Below are 17,573 nucleotides of genomic sequence, written 5' to 3' on the forward strand. Positions count from 1 at the left end.
TGCGATCGTTAGTATGGATCATGGGGTTTATCCTTGGTTTTGACTTTGGGTTTAGGCACCTTCATCAAAACCGGTAAACCCCTTCTTTTCAAGGAGAGGTGTCAGATTTGGTCTGAACTAATCCAGCCGATGTTTGCCCCTGTAGCGTCAAATCCAGAAACAACAATATTTTCTCGATTTGTACCTGCTGGGATAATCGCTCTCCACCGCTCTTGGTTGTAGAGAATATTTGGTGTCAGTGGGAACGGTTCGTCAATCAATACGTTTTCTATAGGGCCATGCCAGCTCAAAATCAAATCTGCTTCATCGCCATAAAAGCATTGTCCGGTTTGATACTCCCTGCCTTCAATAAAGCAGTTAATACCCGAATCTGCGGCGATTGGCGATGCGTATGCTGGTTTGAATGTTTTACTTCGCAGGATGCGAATCAGTGAGTTTACGCTGCATTTGTGTGTGACTGTAACAGCAGCTTCCCCATGTTTTTTAGACAAATTATTATTTACTTTCATAGAATCAAATCCTCAATTTTAGTTGACTAGATTTGATTTTATTTGCCCGGAATCTACCCTGCTCAAGACGTTTCTGAAATTGATTGAACATCCTTTACGAAGGGTTGCCAATCGAGTGTATGCTGAAAGCTTTCTGATTGAAACAAACGATAACTATCAAAATTTCGAAATTGATATCTCTCTATTAGTCATGCTATTCGAAACCTCAAAATCGACTTTCATGCTAAAGTCACGCTCATTTGGAAACTCGACCTTGTCTACTATTTGCATATCTAGATTCAAGGATTTTACGATGCCAGATACAACTGAGCCGCTATTCGCCGCAAAGACTTCATCGCCGACTTTAACTGTATTTTTTATTTCATCATTTTGCAACGCTACCCCCTTAAAGCCTAGACAGCCCAACTTCGGAAAAACCTGATCTGGCTTGCCAATTACCGCTCTATTTCTTCCCTTGAAGAGTATTGCATCAAATGATCGGTGAAGAATAATAGCTAAAGCCAAGCCGAACTCCTTTATAAACTCAGCTCGCTCTATAATCAGTTCTATTGTCTCTATCGAGCCCTCAAAAGCTCCGTGAGCAATTTCGTTGCGCAGCTGTGCCAATTGAGCTAACTCAAACTCTAGCCAACCAGTTAGAATACTTTTTTCAGTTGTGGCTTCCTGCTGCTGCCGAATAGCTAGAAGATTTACCACATTTTCAAAACCTAGAGCCCGGTCTGCAATATGATTTACTCCTAGTTGTGAAAAATGGGATTGGATCAACTGATATCTAAAATTTGCGCTGTGTACAGCGTAAGCCTCACTATTTAATTTATAACCTTCAGTCTCTTGAAGAAAGGAGTTTAGGTTAGAAACCACTTCCTTTTCGCGCTCTCGTTTGTCGTTATTCTGATGGTTCGAATTCCTCAATACCTTTGTCAAATAACGCATTGAAATTTCTAAATGGTTATTTCGAATAGACTCGGGAAGAGCTTTGACCGGCAGCAACGCATCATTTATTTTCGTGGCAAATTCATCCGATAGCTTTTCAATGAAATTCTCAAGGTATCCATACAATGAGACAATAGAATGCTTATAAGTGAATTCTTTTGAAGAAATTTTGGATGGCTTAACAACTTCGTCTAAATGAGTTCTAACCAGGCTGCTAATATCGCTATCATCATTGCACATTCGCGATAGCTGATGAAAAAAAACAAGGGTTTCCTCTTCAAACTTAAGATGCTGAATTAATCCGTCAATACTGGCTGAGAAATCATCGCAACAAGGGAACATATCAGACAAATTTTGCTATAAAGTCTGATAGTAGATTTTCTCGGTCTTTTAATGCCGCCTCATTTACGTTACGTCCACCAAATGCCGCATAATTATTTTGATAAAAACTCTCAATTGCATATCTTATCTCAGGCTTTTTTCTCACCAATATATCTCTATTTTCAATATTCTGACTTAACACGAGCATCATCGGATCATAGACTGCGACAGTAGGTCTTTCGTACCATGACCATTTTCCTTTCCGCTCTCTGAATAAATAAAACGCACGCTCTTCAAACAGCTCGTACGCTAAAGAGATTGTGTTGTTGAATAATACTTCCAAATCATCTAGAACATTTTGAGATAAGTAGTTGCCCTTTTCCAAGTAGCGATCCAAATAGTTTTCCAATGAACCTTTATGCAAGTTATGTTTTTGACGATAAGCAAAAAAACGAAGAACTAACTCAACGTCATACATCGTCTTAAAAAGCTTATTCGCTGCTCTGTCACTATGAACCCCATCCTCACCATCTACATGTGGAGGGATTCCCCATGTTTCACACAAATGCCTATTTTCGGATAATTTAATGCATAGTCTGTTCAATTTGCCGTCGAAGTTTGCGTTTCGCTTTTCCTGAGCCTCGAGCCGCTCTCCACCGCTATTAATCCGGTCAAATACCATTTGCTTCATTTGCTCAGCTTCTTCTTCCGTTTTGGCTGTCTCATTTAGCAAAATGATGGATGATACATAGCGCCTATCTATGCCTTGCTTAACCAGCTTGGGAAGTTGATGATATCTTTTGCCATTCAGCTCTGGCCATTTTGTCAAACCTTCTAGTTCGTATTCGTTTTCATAAAATGATGCTATTGCTGTTAGTCGCTGCAAGCCATCCATAACTTCATAAGATGAGTAGTCGTATTCATATAAAAATATGGGTGGAAGAGGCACGTTCATTATTAACGACTCAATCAATGCAGAACGTTTTGAATTCGACCAGCGATGACGTCGCTGATATTCGGGGTTCATCTTGTAGTCATCACCGCTGACCATTGAGGATATCGTATTTAAAGGATAGCGGGCTTGTTCAGTAACAATACGAATCTCGCCCTCGCGATACTTTTTGTTAATCTCGTCATCGGACAGATTAACTTCTGGTATCCGACCATCTTCTAAAACAAGGGCCTCACCTTCCAGTAATTCTATTTCCATCACAACCCCCTTATTAGAATAAAATTTCCAAATTTATCCGAACTAGCCATTCTCTCAATCAACCAACCTCTGAGAGGCGGATATCAGAGTCCATGTCACTTAAACAAGTATTTGCAGCCCAAAGTACAAGGTCTTTTGCAGATTGCTTATTCAGGCGAGCACAAGAAGCGACAACGAGAGCCTGAGAACATGCAATTACGAAACGATCGCCAGAGCTTAACTTTCGCCCCACCACATCAAACCTGGAAAAGTAGTTGCGGCAACGTAACTGAATTTCTCTTTTAGCATCTTTGATCTCTGGTGCAGAAACCTCTTTCTTGCAAACCAAAATGGCATCTATGTTGATTGGATTTTTTGCTGCGCTTTTAGGGCTAGCTACTGACATTTCAGCTTTTACAGGATGGGCAGCAACTATATCGAAACCTGCCTCTGTTACTGAATTGAAAATTGCCATCCAACCATCAACAGTTGAGTGATGATAACTAAAGCACATCAGTCCATCCGTCTTTAGGACTCTATTGCACTCTCTAAAGATTTTACATATTTTTTGGGTAAAGCTATCACTGTCTCGATCCTGTACTTCATTTTCATGGGAGGAATCTTCTCGCGAAAGGTATTTATACTCTTTTCCAAGGGCATTACTTAACCAGGCGTAGAAAAAGTCACTTAGCTCGCTATAGTGCACGAAATCAAAATATGGAGGGTCTGTCACAATAGCGTCGACGGAAGCATCAGGAATGTTTAGGGATGAACTGTCTCCGTTTAGTATGAGAGCGCCTTTTGGCGAGGTCGAAAAAGCCTCCCAAGAGTCGACCACATCCATGCGGATAGGGTCACTACAAACGACCTTCTTTGATGATTTTTTAATCGCTCGCTCATCGATAAATATCTCGAAAGGCTCATCTAAATACTTTTTTGCTTTTAGCAAGCGGCTTTTAAACAGCGCAGAAAATGTTCCGCTGCTTTTCCCCTCGACCCCCCAAACAGTATTTTCCAAAGGTGTCCGTTCTGGCTTTAAAATATGATTTGAGAACATGTGTCTAACTGCACCGGTTCCTTCACCTTTGAAGCTACAAAATAAGTTATTAAATTCAAGAGAACCACTAAACAGGCATACAAAATGATCCCTTATAGTTTGATTCTCAATCTTGAGTATTCTATCAAGCAAAAGACCAAGGCTGAGCAGCTGCCTGTTATTGAAGAAATCGCTCCAGGTTTTGTAGTTGTATCCACGAGCTTGATTAGTATTGTAGCCAGGCCTTACTTCCATAGTCGGTAAAGGGAGCTTATGCCTAATATTATTAAGTTTCCTTTCGGCCTGATCCAGTAACTCTAGATCATACTGAGATGGTTTTATGTATACCTTTTCACCCTTTTCATTAAGGGCCATAATTGCATATAACTTATGGTATGGAGGATGGTCTTTTCTTGAAACTAGGTCTTTTATCTTATGTTCGTTACCTTGCCGATCAAAGACCTTTGATCCCTTTGCAGGGCCGTTTTGAGGATCAAAATGATGCTCACATTCAGTGCATAATGATTCATTAGAATTGTACTTGCCAACAAATACAGCTCCACAAGAAGGGCACAAAATTTGGGCATCAGGTTTTTTACTGGGGTATGCATTTTTGCTAAATATATAGCTGGAGAATAATGGTATTTCCTCTCCATCCGGAGTTTCAACAACCTTTACCCAAAAATAGTATAAGGCTGGAGTGGCTGCGGAGCAGCCAGGAACGATAGTTTTGTAATACGACTGTATCTCATGCTTTACATCTTTTTCGATCGACCTAAACTCATCCTCCAATTTACTAGGTTCTACATTGGACAGCGATTGAGTTACAGAAAAAGTACTAACTGGGTTAACATCACAGCCAATAACTTTAGCACCTAGCTTAGCCGCTTCGCCCAAAGTTGTACCGGACCCCATAAAAGGATCCAAAACAACCTTCTCGAAAAAAGTTTGCTTTTCATAAAAATCCTTCCATGCACCCTCAGACAAAGCCCCAGAGACTATCGATCGGAAAACACTCCCAAGCCGCTTTGCCCACCATTTATGTATATGGTAAATCGGCCTATTAATTTCTTTTCTATAGCTCTCTATTTCTGCAATTTGATCGATTTTTTCAAAAGGAAAATCGCTTTCTATCGAATGCTTCATTTAATTCTTACTCACTCAACACTGGCATTGATGCTGAGTTTCTCTGTTTCGCTTTGCGGGCTTTACAATCGGCAAAGATATCTTCGATAAGTTCTGGCTCACTTGTCGAGCCTATTGCAGCATTATCAATGACACAGTACATGAACTTGTTCTCGTAAATGTCTTCTCGTATAACTTCTTGGGTAACTAGATCTTCCACTTTCAAATTTTCGCAATCGAGTTTTTTAGTAACCAGAAGTTTTCGTGTATGAAAACACTTTAGCTTATAATTTAGAGGGTTAGGGTAGGTGTACATTGCTCGGTGGCGCACAGACCCCTCACCATAGGGCCCGTGACTATACTCAGTCTGATTCGCTACTTTAGCTTCTTTATGAAGCTTAAATTCGTAATTGATGAAATCCCCATGCATCAGAATGAACGTGACAATGCTCGTACTGTCGTTACTTAATAATGCATATAAGTAATAACAAGGTATATCAGCAGTTACACTGCCAACTTTTATCAACGCGGTCCCACACGGTAGGCAACTATTATAATCCATAGTCAAGCCTCGAGAATCTGCCCCGTTTGGTTTTTGTATTAGTTTTTTGACTTCAATGCCTACAATAACTCCAGTTCTTTTATCGCGAATGATTATGTCAGGAGTAGTTAGTTTTCCAGAGCTTACGACCTCCAAGTCTGGAAACGCATTTTTAATTTCTTGTTCTATTAAACAGTCAAAAGGATCGTCTTGAACTGTTCCCACCAATGCTGGGGCTCGCAGATCAATTGGGATTACTCCATCTTCAATTTTATTAAAAAAGTGGTCGTACACACTTTTCATTATTTGATGTTCATTATGATACATTCAGCTTGGCCTTCTATTACGCGAGAAAACTTGATATTGAACTCTCAAGTAATAATTGGGGTCAGAGTAAAATTTTGACACATTAATCTCTGCTTGGAAGAAAAGCACTATTCGGCATGCGGCGACTGGGATATTGAGTGGCCGTAAGGCAGAGAGATTGGATCTTACTCCGCTCAGCTGTAATCAGCAAAAGATTGCGGCAGGGATTATACGGGGGGAGAAAAGTGGTGGGCCCTCCGGGACTTGAACCCAGGACCTGCCGATTATGAGTCGGATGCTCTAACCAACTGAGCTAAGGGCCCACAGATGCCGTGGGTGGGCCACGGCGGCAGAGCAAAGTACCCGATTTCCCCTTTTGAATCAATGCCTTCAGCCCCGATGTGACTACCGGTGCCAGCGCAAGCCCAGGTTGGCACCGCCACCGCTTCAGCGCGGTCCGTCCAGTGATTGCCGGTAGCTAAAGCTCAGGAACACGGCGGCACGCTTGGTATTCAGCAGTGTCAGCCCTCCACCCAGTTCGCCCCAACGGGCGCCGCGTTCGATGTTCAGGTGCTTGCCATTGTGCATGAGCAGCCCATCTTTCCCCCCGAGGTTGACCCAGTAGTTGGCAAAAGCGTAGATCTCGCGGCTGTTATGAAGGGGATAGGCGCGCAGGCCGCTTCTGAGGGCCAGCTCCGGGGTCATGTCGGTGTACAGGTAATCCGTTTTCGTCAGCAGGCCATGCAGGTTGGTGTGGTTGGCGATGAGCTGCAGTTGCGGTTCCAGGTTGATGGCCTCGCGCACAGATATGGCGATGCTGCGCTCGGCGGAAAGCGTCACTTGCGGGCCGCGGATTCGCGCGCTGAGGCCTTGGATGGACTCGGTGTCGGCTGTGAGGTAGGAGACTTTGGCCATCACGTCGATGTAGCTCTGATCCTGCCGGTAGTCGCTGAAATACAACCCGCCGTAGTAACTGGTGAGGGTATTGCGGCCGGCAGCAAAAGCTTCGCCTTCGGGGAAGGCGGCAGTGACATCGCCGCGCGCGATACTGCTGCCGGCCAGGAGGCCCAGCTGCTGTGTGCCCCGGCATGTCGGCCCGCTGTAGAGGTATCGATCGAGCTGGATGCCGCTCAATTGTCCGTCGAAGCGGCTGCGGATATCGCCACTCCAGGAGAGCTGTTCACTGCGGTGGAAGAGCCGCACGGCGCCAGTGCCCATGCTGCTGCCGGCGTTGCCGGGGCGCTGTTGATAACCGGCTACCTCCTGCAGGGAAAGCTGCTGCGCCAGGGCTTTGATCTGACTATGCAGGGCCAGTAGTTGCGGTGTGGATACGGGGCCGTTGGGAATCTGGATACTGGCTGGCAGGGCATGAGGCGCTTGTGTTTTCGTGCCTGTGGCGTTGGCTATCTGGGCCAGTGCCCGCTGTGCCGGTAAAAACATCAGGGGTAGGCAGAAAGCTGCGAATAGCAGCGACAGTTGAGCGCAGCCGAGGGACATAAACACTTCCCTGGTTTATGAATAAAAACATCGTGAGCAAAGCTTAGACGGGCGTTGCGGATGATTGGCGCCATTGGTGGAGGCTGCGGCGAAAGCTGCCACTGAATCCGGTTGCGGTGCCCGCTGGCGGGTACGGATACGTTGTGTGTGGCTTGTTGTGTGGGGCTGAGGCTGAGGCTGGTGCTGTGAAGACCCGAGAAGAGGTTTTCAGAACAGCCAGCGTGGTAGCAGGATGCAGCCCCAGGTGAATAGCCACAATAGTAAAGACAGGGAGACGGCGGCGGAGGCTGTGTCTTTGGCGACTTTGGACAGTGGATGTGGCTCGGCGCCGATGCGGTCAACGGTGGCTTCAATAGCGCTATTAAGCAGTTCCACAATGAGCACCAGCAGGGTGACGCCGATCAGCAGTGCACGCTCGACGCCGCTATCGCCCAGCCAGAGGGCCAGTGGCAGCAGCAAGATGGCCAGGATGGCTTCCTGGCGAAAGGCCGCTTCGTTGCGCCAGGCGGCGAGCAGCCCCTGTCGGGAGTAGTTGCTGGCGTCGATCAGGCGCGCTATGCCGGTCTTGCCGGGCTTGTTGGCAGACCTGTTGCCGGGCTCATCCTGCATATGCTCCCCCTCGTTGCATGATCAGTCTTAGCGGTATCTGGCGGTTGGCGCCGCCGGGATTCATTAGGCTTTAAGAAATCTGTACGCAGACCCGCATAAAAAAGCCCGGCGGGGCCGGGCTTTGGGGTGCTTACTCGTCGAGGAAGCTTCGCAGGTGCTCCGAGCGCGACGGGTGTCGCAGCTTGCGCAGCGCCTTGGCTTCGATCTGGCGAATCCGCTCGCGGGTTACGTCGAACTGTTTGCCCACCTCTTCGAGAGTGTGGTCGGTGTTCATGTCGATACCGAAGCGCATGCGCAGGACTTTGGCTTCCCGGGCTGTGAGGCCGGCGAGCACAGAGCGGGTGGCGTCGTGCAGGCCGGTCTGGGTGGCGGTGTCCACCGGCGAGGCCTGGTTCTGGTCCTCGATGAAGTCACCCAGGTGGGAGTCTTCATCATCGCCGATGGGGGTCTCCATGGAGATGGGTTCCTTGGCGATCTTGAGTACCTTGCGGACCTTGTCTTCCGGCATTTCCATGCGCTCACCCAGTTCTTCCGGGGTGGGTTCGCGGCCCATTTCCTGCAGCATCTGGCGGCTGATGCGATTGAGCTTGTTGATGGTCTCAATCATGTGCACCGGGATGCGGATGGTGCGCGCCTGGTCGGCGATGGAGCGGGTAATGGCCTGGCGAATCCACCAGGTGGCATAGGTGGAGAATTTGTAGCCGCGGCGGTATTCGAACTTGTCCACCGCCTTCATCAGGCCGATGTTGCCTTCCTGGATCAGGTCGAGGAACTGCAGGCCGCGGTTGGTGTACTTCTTGGCAATGGAGATCACCAGGCGCAGGTTGGCCTCGACCATTTCTTTCTTGGCGCGGCGCGAGCGGGCCTCGCCGATGGACATACGGCGATTGATCTCTTTGATCTGGCCGATATCGAGGTCGGCGCGTTCCTGGCACTGGGACAGTTTGCGCTGCGAGCGGATGATGTCTTCCGCCAGCTGACGCAGGTTGTCGGAGTAGTCGCGCTTCTTCTTGATGATCGCGGGGATCCACTCCTCGTTGGTCTCGTTGCCCGGGAATTCCTTGATAAAGGTCTTGCGCGGCATCTTCGCTTTTTTGATGCACAGCGACATGATGTTGCGCTCTTGCAGGCGCACCTCGTCGAGAATATCGCGCACCTGGTTGTACAGCGGGTCGAACTGTCGCGGCGCCAGCTTGAAGAAGCGGAATACGTCGCCCACGGCTTCGAGGGCTTGACCGGCTTCCTTGGAGTCGCGGCCGTGCTTCTTGATGGCGGCGTCCGCCTTCTTCTGCGCGGCGATGAGCAGTTTCATGCGCTCGGCGAGTTCTTCCGGGTCGATGCCGCCGACGGTCTCTTCCTCTTCCTCGGTGGAGGAGTCGTCGTCATCGTCGTCAGAATCGGAGTCGTCATCCTTGTCATCGGCCTTGGTGTCCGCGGCGGCCTGGCCTGCCTGCGCGCCCGGGGGCACGTCTTCGGCCGGGTCGAGCCAGCCGGCGATCACGTCGGGGATGCGGCGCTCTTCTTTTTCGATGAGCTGGTATTCGTCAATAACCTGCTGCACGGCGCCGGGCCAGTAGGCCAGCGCGGCCATAAGCTCGCGCAGGCCCTCTTCGATGCGCTTGGCGATGGCGATTTCGCCCTCGCGCGTCAGCAGCTCGACGGTACCCATCTCGCGCATATACATGCGCACCGGGTCGGTGGTGCGGCCAACGTCGGATTCGACCGCGGCCAGTGCGGCGGCGGCTTCGGCGGCGGCGATCTCGTCAGCGGAGCTGTCGCCCTCGGCCATCAACAATTCTTCGGCATCCGGTGCGGTTTCGTACACCTTGATGCCCATGTCGTTGATCATGCCGATGATGTCTTCGACCTGATCCGGATCGGAGATGTCCTCCGGCAGGTGGTCGTTTACCTCGGCGTAGGTCAGATAGCCCTGCTCTTTACCACGGGCGATCAGTTCCTTGATGCGTGAAGTCTGCTGCTGGGTGTTGTCGGTCATGCACAACCCTGAATGTAAGGAAAAATACGGGACAAAGACGCCGGATTATAGCGCAATTGCGTTAGCAATAACCACTCTGGCTGTCAAGCGACTGGGTTCTGTGTGTGCTCTTTGAATCTGGTCTGGACCCGGGGGTGAATGAATATGGCGGCCCACTGTGAAATTTCAAGGGCGGCCATGGTTTGTCGTATTGGTTTCTCGCACGGGTTACTCGCGTTTGCGCTGCCAGTTTGCCAGCAGGGCCCGCTGTTCGGGGCTGAGCTGGCTGCCTGAGCTTTTCAGCTGCTCCAGCAGGCCGCGGTTGCGGGCCTTCTGTTCGGTCCGCTCCAGTCTCTGCAGGCAGTCGTGAAACTCTGCCTGCGGATCGTACTCCAGTTGGGTGTCGCCCTGGGCCAGCTGCCGGGCCCCCGTGACCAGTTGCGAGGCGGCGAGCTGTGCCAGCACGTCACAGGAATCTGCACCGTGGTGGGCGCGCCAGTAGCCCAGCAGCTGGTTCAGATTGTAGTCTGGCCGCTGCTGCAACAGTTCCACCAGCGCGGCAAACAGGCGCAGGTCCGGATGGCTGTTATTGCGGAAGCGGTCCAGGGTTTCGATCTGCTGGGCGAGCTGCGGATGATGCAGCAAGAGCGCGATCAGCATGCGCTCGGCCGGCAGCCGGTACTGGCCCCGGGGGCGCGCTGGTGCGGCTCCGGTCTGCGGGTAGGCGGGCTCCCGCATCTGCCCGTAGCTGTCGTCGGCGGGAGGAATATCCTCCATGGGTGGCGGCGCCGCGCCGGTCTCGGCGGGCGACGGCCAGCTCTGGGCTTCTGCCTCGCGCGGCGGCGGGCTTGAGCGGTCGGCGGTCGGCGGCTGTGCGTGGGGCTGGCCCTGCATGCGGGCCTTGGCGCTGCGGGCCAGCTCGGCGCTGATCACCTCTTCCAGGGTGGCGCGGTCGAGCCCGGTGCGCGCCGCCAGCTGCTGGAACATCAGCTGGCGGTAGACGCCGTCGGGCAGCTGGTCCAGCAGCGGGCCGGCCAGTTTGGAGAGCCGAGCGCGGCCATCCATGGTCTGCAGGTTGATGCCTTCGCCGAGCAGGTCGAACAGGAAGTCCTCCAGGGGGCGCGCCTGTTCGTCCAGAAGCTGTTCGAAACGCTCGCCGCCCACCTGGCGCACCAGGGTGTCGGGGTCCTCCCCTTCCGGCAGCAGCAGGAAGCGCAGACTGCGGCCGTCCTGCATCTGCGGCAGGGCGGCTTCGAGGGCGCGGTGCGCGGCGCTGCGGCCGGCTTTGTCGCCGTCAAAACAGAAGACGATTTCCGCGGCGTGGCGGAACGCCAGTTGGATATGCTCTTCGCCACAGGCGGTGCCGAGTGTGGCCACCGCGCAGCGGATGCCGTGTTGGGCCAGCGCCACCACATCCATATAGCCTTCCACCACGATCAGGCGCTTCAGCTCGCGGTTGGCCTGGCGCGCTTCCCACAGGCCGTACAGCTCGCGGCTTTTGTGGAAGATGGGGGTTTCCGGCGAGTTCAGGTACTTGGGCTTTTCATCCCCCAGTACGCGGCCGCCAAAGGCGATGGCGCGGCCCCGCTGATCCCGGATCGGGAACATGATGCGGTCGCGGAAGCGATCGTAGTGGTGGCGCCGTCCGGGCTTGGTTTGCCCGTCGCTGTCCTGGCGGCGGATGGCGAGGCCGGCCAGCTCCAGCTGGTCGGCTTTTTCCGCGGTATCGGCAAGGGCATTCAGCAGGTTGTCCCAGCCGGGTGGGGCGAGGCCGATGGCGAAATCGCGGGCGATCTCGCCGGATAGGCCGCGCTGGCGCAGGTAGGCCACGGCGCGGCCGGCGGATGGGTGGCTGCTCAGCTGTTGGCGGTAGAAGTCCACCGCTTTTTCCGTCAGCTGGTAGAGCGACTGGCTCTCGCGCTGGCGCTTTTCCTGGCCCGGCGCGAGTTGCTCCCGCGGAACCTCGAGCCCCATGCCGGCGGCGAGCTTTTCCACCGCCTCCGGGAACGGCAGGCGGTCATATTCCATCAAAAAGCCGATGGCGTTGCCGCTGGCGCCGCAACCGAAGCAGTAATAGAACTGCTTGTCGGGGCTGACGCTGAAAGAGGGGGTCTTCTCGTCGTGGAAGGGGCAGCAGGCGGAGTAATTCTTGCCGGTTTTGCGCAATTTCACCCGGCTGTCGATAGTTTCGACAATATCCGCCCTGGCGAGCAGGTCGTCGATAAAGTACTGGGGGATCTTGCCGGCCATAAATGCGCTCAAGGGTGAGGGGGCTGCCCTCCGCTCTAAATGATCAGCCGAGCTGAGCTTTGACCAGCTTGCTCACCGCGCCCATATCTGCGCGGCCCTGCACCTGCGGCTTAACCTGGGCCATGACCTTGCCCATGTCGGCCATGCCGGCGGCGCCGGTTTCGCGGACTGCCTCGGCGACGATCTGGGCAATTTCAGCCTCGCTGAGCTGTTCCGGCAGGAAGGTCTGAATGACTTCGATTTCCGCCTGTTCAATGGCGGCAAGCTCCGGGCGCCCGGCTTTTTCGTACTGGGTGATGGAGTCGCGGCGCTGCTTGGTCATCTTGTCCAGCAGGGCCAGGATGCGAGCGTCATCCAGTTCGATACGCTCGTCCACTTCCACGCGCTTGATCTCGGCATTGATCAGACGCAGTGTCGCCAGACGGTCCTTTGCGCGGGCCTTCATGGCTTCCTTGGTGGCCTGGGCGAGGGTTTCCTTGAGAGTGCTCATAAGAATGGGTCCGGCTGTTGTGGTGTTGTCGTCTGGCGCTGTCGAGCTGGGCCGGTCAAGCATAACGCGCTCGGCTGGCGGCGCGGAAGCGGGTGTCCACTGTGACCGGCACTGCGCTATCGCTGCGGGCCAGGTGGCGCGGGGCGCAGGCTATTCGACACAACGCAAAACGGCGCGCGAGTCGGGCTCGCACGCCGTTTTGTGGCTACCGCACGGAGCTGGGCTCCGCCCGGCCTCTCTGTGAAAGAGCCTGAAAGGCTGCTTAGTAGAGGCGCTGGAACTTGCGGTTTTCGCGCTGCAGCTTCTTGGCGTGGCGCTTAACGGCAGCGGCGGCCTTGCGCTTGCGCACGGCAGTGGGCTTCTCGTAGAACTCGCGGCGACGTACTTCGGACAGTACGCCAGCTTTTTCGCAGGAGCGCTTGAAGCGGCGCAGGGCGATATCGAAAGGTTCGTTGTCTTTGATGCGTACAGAGGGCATTAGATTACCTGTAAATTCGTTTCTCTCGGCCATTCCGGCAAATGCTCTCGCAGTTGCAATCCGGGGGCCGGTTCACAGCGAGGGCGCAAATTCTAATCACTCGGGTCGGCGATCGCAAGCCTCTTTTCCGGTATGATAGCGCCCCTCCGAAGCAGTAACGAGGTATTGGGCCTGTGCGAGTTCTCGGTATCGAAACCTCCTGCGACGAAACTGGCGTCGCCATTTACGACAGTGAAGGCGGACTGCTTGGTCACGCAGTGTTCAGTCAGGTAGACCTGCACGCCGAATACGGCGGTGTGGTGCCGGAGCTGGCCAGCCGCGACCATGTGCGCAAGTTGCTGCCGCTGGTGCGGCAGGTGATGGCGCAGACCGAAACCACCCCCGCCGACCTGGATGGCATCGCCTACACCGCCGGCCCCGGCCTTGTCGGCGCGCTGATGGTGGGCGCCTGCGCCGGTCGCGCGCTGGCCTATGCCTGGAAGCTGCCGGCGATTGCCGTCCACCATATGGAGGGCCACCTGCTGGCGCCGATGCTGGAGGAGAAGCCGCCGGCCTTTCCTTTTGTGGCCCTGCTGGTTTCCGGTGGTCACACTCAGCTGGTGGATGTGCGCGGCCTTGGCGATTACGCCCTGCTGGGCGAGTCGCTGGATGATGCCGCCGGCGAGGCCTTCGACAAGGCGGCCAAGATGCTGGATCTCGATTACCCCGGCGGCCCCAGACTGGCGGCGCTGGCGGAGAAAGGCGACCCGCAGCGTTTTACCTTTCCGCGCCCCATGACCGACAGGCCAGGGCTGGATTTCAGTTTTTCGGGCCTCAAGACCTACACCCTGACCACGGTGCGTGAACACGCGCTGGAAGACGGGCTGCCGGACGAGCAGACCTGTGCCGATATCGCCGCCGCGTTTCAGGAAGCGGTGGTGGATACCCTGGTGATCAAGTGCCGGCGCGCTATTCAGGCCTCCGGGCACAGAACCCTGGTGATTGCCGGTGGCGTGTCCGCCAACAAGCTGTTGCGCGAGCGGCTGGAGGCGCGCCTGGCGGAGGAGGGTGCCAGTGTGTATTACCCGCGCCACGAGTTCTGCACCGACAACGGCGCCATGATCGCCTACGCCGGATATCTGCGCCTGCAGGCCGGTGAGCGTACCGGCCTGGCGGTGGATGTGCGGCCGCGCTGGCCGATGACGGAACTGAGCGGCAGCGATATTCGCAACGGCAGCGGCAATGGCGACAAAGATCACAACGGGAGTCTCGCCTAATCATGGACATCGTCTACATTCGCGATCTGAAGATCGACACCATCATCGGTATTTACGACTGGGAGCGGGAGGTTCGTCAGACCGTGAGCCTCGACCTGGAAATGGCCTTTGATATTTCCGCAGCGGCCCGCACCGATAACATCGAGTACACCCTGAATTACAAGGCGGTGGCCAAGCGCCTGATCGCGTTTATCGAGGGCAGCGAGTTCCTGCTTGTGGAAACCATGGCGGATCAGGCCGCCGCCATCGTCCGCGACGAATTCAATGTGTCCTGGTTGCGCCTGCGCCTGTCAAAGCCCGGCGCCGTGCGCGGCTCCCGCGATGTGGGCGTGATGATCGAGCGCGGCGAGCGGCCCGTCGCCGGTGCGGCTGCGGGGGTGTAGGCGTGGCGCAGGTGTTTCTCAGTCTCGGCAGCAATATCGACCGCGAGCGAAATATCCGTGCCGGCCTCGATGCGCTCGCACGGGAGTTTGGCGGTGTGGGCGCCTTGCGGGTATCGCGGGTGTTTGAGAGTGTGGCCGTGGGCTTCGACGGCGAGAACTTCTACAACCTGGTGGTGGGTGTGCACACCGACCTGCCGGTGGGCCAGCTTTCCCTGCGCCTGCGCGCCATCGAAGATGCCAACGGGCGGGTGCGCGGCGGCCCCAAGTTCAGCGCGCGGACGCTGGATATCGATATCCTCACCTATGACGAGCTGGCTGGAGAGTTTGATGGCGTGCAGCTGCCCCGCGCCGAGATTGTGAAAAATGCCTTCGTGCTGCTGCCGCTGGCCGAGCTGGCGCCGGCGCAGCGCCATCCGCTCAGTGGCGAAACTTTTGCCGAAATGTGGGCGCAGTACGATAAAGGCAGGCAAAAGCTGTGGCCGGTGGATTTTGTCTGGCCCTGACGGGCACTTCTCCTCCCCTTTCCCCCTTCCATCTCTGTCCAGCGCAGGCCCCGCTGCGCTGGGCCAGGTTTCACCTGCGAGTCAGGTAGTCAGGCTGCGCCCGCCGTCCACGGCGATAATCTGCCCGCTGATATAGGACGGCTCGTCGACCAGAAAGCGCACGGTTCGCGTGATGTCCGCTTCGCTGCCGGTGCGGGCCAGCGGAATACGGGACAGGGTGCGCGCCTTGTTTTCCTCGCTGCCTGCATCCCCCGTTTGCTGTTCGGGCCAGAGTATGGCACCGGGCGCCACGCCGTTGACCCTCACCCTGGGGGCCAGCTCCAGGGCCAGACTCTTGGTCAGCATGGCGAGCCCGGCCTTGGCGGTACAGTAGATGGTGTGCCGGGGCATGGGGCGCTCGGCGTGGATGTCGATCATATTCACGATGCAGCCACTGCGTTCGACCAGGCTGGGGGCCAGTGCCTGACTCAAAAAGAAAGGGGCTTTGAGGTTGCTGTCCAGCAGCTGATCCCAGTCCTTTTCGCTGGCGCTGCCTATCGGTGTTGGATAAAACGACGAGGCGTTGTTGACCAGCACATCGACGCCGCCCCAGAGATCGCGGGCCTGCTGTGCGAGCTGTTCACAGCCGGCGGCACAGTCCAGGTCGCTTTGCAGCGCGGCGGCGGAGTCCGGGCGCAGCTGGTTCAGTTCTTGTGCCAGCCGCTGTGCGGCGGTGGCGGAGTGACGATAGTGAATGATGACGCGGTGGTCCCGGTGCAGTTCGCGGGCGATGGCCCGGCCGAGGCGCGCCGCCGCGCCGGTGATCAGAGCGTTACGCATGGTATGCCTCTTTGACTCTCGCAATCGCCTCGATGCGGGCGCGGTCCAGCGCCTTGCCCAGTGCCGCGCCCTCGAAGCCCTGCTCGATCAGGGGCTGCGCTGAGACCGCGGCTGCGGCGGCGCGCACTGCACGCAGGTAGTCCACCTGTGGGTACTCCCGGTCAGCCAGGCCCTCCCGCCCGCGGGCATCGGCTTCGCAGGCCAGCAGGAAATCCTCAAAGCGCTGCGGCCGACGCAGGGCGTCCAGTGCGCGCAGCATTTTCATCAGGGTCTGCGGCCGCAGTTCAAAGGCGCGGTGGCAGTGCAGGTGGTATTCACACACCCCGGTGGCGAGCGCGGTCAGCTCCCTGGGCACTCGCAGGCGGCGACAGACTTCCTTGACCAGTGGCAGCCCGGCTTTTTCGTGGCCGCGATGGCTGGGCAGTACCTCTTGCGGCGTGATGCCCTTGCCGAGATCGTGCAGGAGCACGGCGAAGCGCACCGGCAGTTGGGGCGGGGCGGCTTTCAGGGCCAGCAACAGATGTTTGCCGGTGTCTATCTCGGGGTGGTGTGTGGGCGGCTGAGGTACGCCAAACAGCCGCTCCACTTCCGGCAGCAGTATTCCGAGGGCGCCGCACTCCCGCAGTACCTGGATAAAGATGTCCGGGTCCGGTTCGGTCAGAGCGCGACTGATTTCCTTCCATACCCGTTCGGCCACCAGGTGCTCCACCTCGCCGGCCGCGACCATCGCGCGCATCAGGGCCATGGTGTCATCGGCGACGGTAAAGCTCAGGTGGTGGTAGCGGGCGGCGAAGCGGGCTACGCGGAGGATGCGCAGCGGGTCTTCGGCAAAGGCCGGCGAAACATGGCGCAGCCTGCGGGCCTCTAGATCCCTGCGGCCACCGTAGGGGTCGATGAGTTCGCCGGATTCGCTTTGCGCCATGGCGTTGATGGTGAGGTCGCGGCGCTGGAGATCCTGCTCCAGGGTGACTTCCGGCGCGGCGTGCACGGTGAAGCCGCCGTAGCCGTGGCCGCTCTTGCGCTCGGTGCGTGCCAGCGCGTATTCCTCGCCGGTCTCGGGGTGCAGGAAAACCGGAAAGTCTTTGCCGACGGGGGTGTAACCCAGCGCTTTCATGGCGGCCTCGTCGCCGCCGACCACCACCCAGTCCCGCTCATGGACCGGTCGGTTCAGCAGTGTGTCGCGAACGGCGCCGCCAACCAGATAGATATTCACGAGGCGAGCCCCGGGAGTGGTTGAGGCCGAGAAATGGTGGTGCCGAATACAGCCATAAATTCTTCTATATCGGCGTTGACCGCAGATGAAAGGATGAGGCGCAACGGTACAAAAGATGCGCGATGCTTCGGCAAGATAAA

The 17,573-nt window shown here is 55.4% G+C and carries 16 protein-coding genes and 1 tRNA gene; 3 read left to right on the forward strand and 14 right to left on the reverse strand.

The genetic code is table 11. The annotated features are described in order from the left end of the window. Positions 1-101: 101 nt before the first annotated feature. From ABEA58_RS11645 to rpsU, 12 genes are all read right to left on the reverse strand, one after another. On the reverse strand, positions 102-509 hold the full coding sequence (locus ABEA58_RS11645; protein ID WP_345551701.1) for a hypothetical protein: 408 nt from the start codon (positions 507-509) through the stop codon (positions 102-104). Positions 510-665: 156 nt separating this feature from the next. Continuing rightward, positions 666-1,784 (reverse strand): HEPN domain-containing protein, encoded by a 1,119-nt coding sequence (locus tag ABEA58_RS11650; protein WP_345551801.1) that lies wholly within the window; start codon positions 1,782-1,784, stop codon positions 666-668. A 1-nt stretch (position 1,785) separates the two neighbouring features. Then, positions 1,786-2,973, reverse strand: coding sequence for a DUF262 domain-containing protein (locus ABEA58_RS11655; protein ID WP_345551702.1), 1,188 nt, complete (start codon positions 2,971-2,973; stop codon positions 1,786-1,788). Positions 2,974-3,031: 58 nt separating this feature from the next. Beyond that, positions 3,032-5,134: a DNA methyltransferase gene (locus tag ABEA58_RS11660; RefSeq protein WP_345551703.1), complete on the reverse strand. Its 2,103-nt coding sequence runs from the start codon at positions 5,132-5,134 to the stop codon at positions 3,032-3,034. A 7-nt stretch (positions 5,135-5,141) separates the two neighbouring features. Continuing rightward, a complete protein-coding gene (locus ABEA58_RS11665; RefSeq protein ID WP_345551704.1) occupies positions 5,142-5,981 on the reverse strand; it encodes a hypothetical protein in 840 nt (279 codons plus the stop codon). Positions 5,982-6,206: 225 nt separating this feature from the next. Next, positions 6,207-6,283, reverse strand: a tRNA-Ile gene (locus ABEA58_RS11670). A gap of 124 nt (positions 6,284-6,407) precedes the next feature. Continuing rightward, positions 6,408-7,457 (reverse strand): autotransporter domain-containing protein, encoded by a 1,050-nt coding sequence (locus ABEA58_RS11675; RefSeq protein WP_345551706.1) that lies wholly within the window; start codon positions 7,455-7,457, stop codon positions 6,408-6,410. A 207-nt stretch (positions 7,458-7,664) separates the two neighbouring features. Next, positions 7,665-8,066 carry a diacylglycerol kinase gene (locus tag ABEA58_RS11680; protein WP_345551707.1) on the reverse strand — a complete coding sequence of 134 codons (402 nt, stop codon included), beginning with the start codon at positions 8,064-8,066 and terminating at the stop codon, positions 7,665-7,667. A 130-nt stretch (positions 8,067-8,196) separates the two neighbouring features. Then, positions 8,197-10,062, reverse strand: coding sequence for an RNA polymerase sigma factor RpoD (gene rpoD / locus ABEA58_RS11685; RefSeq protein WP_345551708.1), 1,866 nt, complete (start codon positions 10,060-10,062; stop codon positions 8,197-8,199). A gap of 207 nt (positions 10,063-10,269) precedes the next feature. Further along, positions 10,270-12,291 (reverse strand): DNA primase, encoded by a 2,022-nt coding sequence (dnaG, locus tag ABEA58_RS11690; protein WP_345551710.1) that lies wholly within the window; start codon positions 12,289-12,291, stop codon positions 10,270-10,272. Between the two features lie 43 nt (positions 12,292-12,334). Then, positions 12,335-12,781 (reverse strand): GatB/YqeY domain-containing protein, encoded by a 447-nt coding sequence (locus ABEA58_RS11695; protein ID WP_345551711.1) that lies wholly within the window; start codon positions 12,779-12,781, stop codon positions 12,335-12,337. Between the two features lie 262 nt (positions 12,782-13,043). After that, the gene (rpsU, locus tag ABEA58_RS11700; RefSeq protein ID WP_020411530.1) at positions 13,044-13,259 is read right to left on the reverse strand and encodes a 30S ribosomal protein S21; all 216 of its coding nucleotides are present in this window, start codon (positions 13,257-13,259) and stop codon (positions 13,044-13,046) included. A gap of 173 nt (positions 13,260-13,432) precedes the next feature. On the opposite strand from rpsU, the gene tsaD reads away from it, so the two are divergent. The 3 genes from tsaD to folK are packed head-to-tail and all read left to right on the forward strand — an operon-like array spanning position 13,433 to position 15,401. Continuing rightward, complete coding sequence (tsaD, locus tag ABEA58_RS11705) at positions 13,433-14,515, forward strand: tRNA (adenosine(37)-N6)-threonylcarbamoyltransferase complex transferase subunit TsaD (protein ID WP_345551718.1); 1,083 nt, start codon at positions 13,433-13,435, stop codon at positions 14,513-14,515. A 2-nt stretch (positions 14,516-14,517) separates the two neighbouring features. Continuing rightward, complete coding sequence (gene folB / locus ABEA58_RS11710; RefSeq protein WP_345551720.1) at positions 14,518-14,898, forward strand: dihydroneopterin aldolase; 381 nt, start codon at positions 14,518-14,520, stop codon at positions 14,896-14,898. Between the two features lie 2 nt (positions 14,899-14,900). Beyond that, positions 14,901-15,401 (forward strand): 2-amino-4-hydroxy-6-hydroxymethyldihydropteridine diphosphokinase, encoded by a 501-nt coding sequence (gene folK / locus ABEA58_RS11715; protein ID WP_345551722.1) that lies wholly within the window; start codon positions 14,901-14,903, stop codon positions 15,399-15,401. A gap of 81 nt (positions 15,402-15,482) precedes the next feature. On the opposite strand, the gene ABEA58_RS11720 is transcribed toward folK, so the two are convergent. Continuing rightward, positions 15,483-16,220, reverse strand: coding sequence for a pteridine reductase (locus tag ABEA58_RS11720; RefSeq protein WP_345551724.1), 738 nt, complete (start codon positions 16,218-16,220; stop codon positions 15,483-15,485). Further along, positions 16,213-17,433, reverse strand: coding sequence for a multifunctional CCA addition/repair protein (locus ABEA58_RS11725; protein WP_345551725.1), 1,221 nt, complete (start codon positions 17,431-17,433; stop codon positions 16,213-16,215). Before ABEA58_RS11725 ends, ABEA58_RS11720 begins: the two co-directional genes overlap by 8 nt. Positions 17,434-17,573 lie beyond the last annotated feature (140 nt).

Origin of the sequence: Microbulbifer aestuariivivens (assembly GCF_039545115.1) — a bacterium.
Taxonomy (GTDB): domain Bacteria; phylum Pseudomonadota; class Gammaproteobacteria; order Pseudomonadales; family Cellvibrionaceae; genus Microbulbifer; species Microbulbifer aestuariivivens.